Source organism: Oleiphilus sp. HI0066, from assembly GCF_001635725.1.
Window position 1 is genome coordinate 1 of record NZ_LWFH01001429.1, and the last position, 1,348, is coordinate 1,348.

Genomic DNA, 1,348 nt, shown 5'->3' on the forward strand with positions numbered 1-1,348 from the left:
TCAGTGAGTTTACTTCATCTAGTAAATCATCATCGATAATCGCGATACCATTTACTGTGAGTGCTATTTTTTCTACGCCAGATTTGATCAAGGCTTTACGCTCTTCGTAATTAACCATGACCTTGCCTTCAGTTTTGAGCTTACTTTCGTACTCAGACGGCGTATTAATTTGAATTTCACCAGTGCTCATGAAGCGGTGTCCACGACTCATGTTGCCATGCGTGATCCCCATAGTTTCGCCAGACACAACTTCTTCTCCAAGAAGCATGACGACCCATTGTACTGGGCGAACGAATTCTTCTTTCTTTGCTCCCCAACGCATACGCTTTGGAATTGGCAGTTTCGCAAGAGATTGGGCCACAATGTCGCTGATTAAATCTTTTGTTGCTTTGCCTGATTCCGTCGAGCGATAAATCAACCATGTGCCCTTAGGGGTTTCCATCTCTTCTAAGTCACTTGGCTCAATGCCTAGTGATTTTGTGAAGCCAAGTAGAGCTCGGCTTGGCTCGCCAGCGTCGTCAAAAGCGGCTTTCTTTGATGGGCCGCGTTTTTCAATTTCTTTGTCCGCTTGTTGCAGTGCTAGATCTGAAATCTCTAGGGCAAGGCGGCGAGGCGCTGCATAGCTTTTATGATCCTTGTATGAAATGCCAGCTTCATCTAAACCGCTTAAAATGCCTTGGCTGAACGCATCTGAGAGTTTTTTAAGTGCTTTTGGTGGGAGTTCTTCCGTACCAAGTTCAATCAGGAAATCTTTGCTAGACACGATTACTTACTCCCTTTGTCTGCATTGGCGGCTTCGGTTTTTGCGATCACTTCATCACGCAGCTCATCTGACGCGAGAGGGAAACCAAGCTTCATTCTGGTATCGAAATAAGATTGTGCAACGGCGCGTGCAAGACTGCGAACACGAAGGATAAAGCGTTGACGTTCGGTCACAGAAATAGCATGACGTGCATCTAGCATGTTGAACGTGTGTGACGCCTTCAAAACAAGTTCGTATGCTGGAAGTGGAAGGCCTAGTTCAATCAAACGTTGGCTTTCAGACTCATAAGTGTCGAAGTTCTTGAACAAAGATGGAACGTCAGCTTGTTCAAAGTTGTATGTCGACATTTCTACTTCGTTTTGATGGAATACGTCACCGTATGTGACGTCGCCGTCAGGGCCATGTGCCCATACTAAGTCGTATACGCTGTCGACGCCTTGCAAATACATTGCAATACGTTCTAGTCCGTAGGTGATTTCGCCGGTGACTGGATAGCATTCAATGCCGCCAACCTGTTGGAAGTAGGTGAACTGAGTAACTTCCATGCCGTTGAGCCAAACTTCCCAACCAAGACCCCACGCACCT

At 46.4% G+C, this 1,348-nt stretch carries 2 protein-coding genes; both read right to left on the minus strand.

Annotation, left to right across the window (positions count from 1 at the left end):
• On the minus strand, positions 1-763 hold a 763-nt coding region (locus A3738_RS21820), incomplete at its 3' end, for a glycine--tRNA ligase subunit beta (protein WP_156504404.1).
• A 2-nt stretch (positions 764-765) separates the two neighbouring features.
• Positions 766-1,348 (minus strand): glycine--tRNA ligase subunit alpha (locus tag A3738_RS21825; protein ID WP_156504405.1); only part of this gene is annotated, 583 nt, incomplete at its 5' end.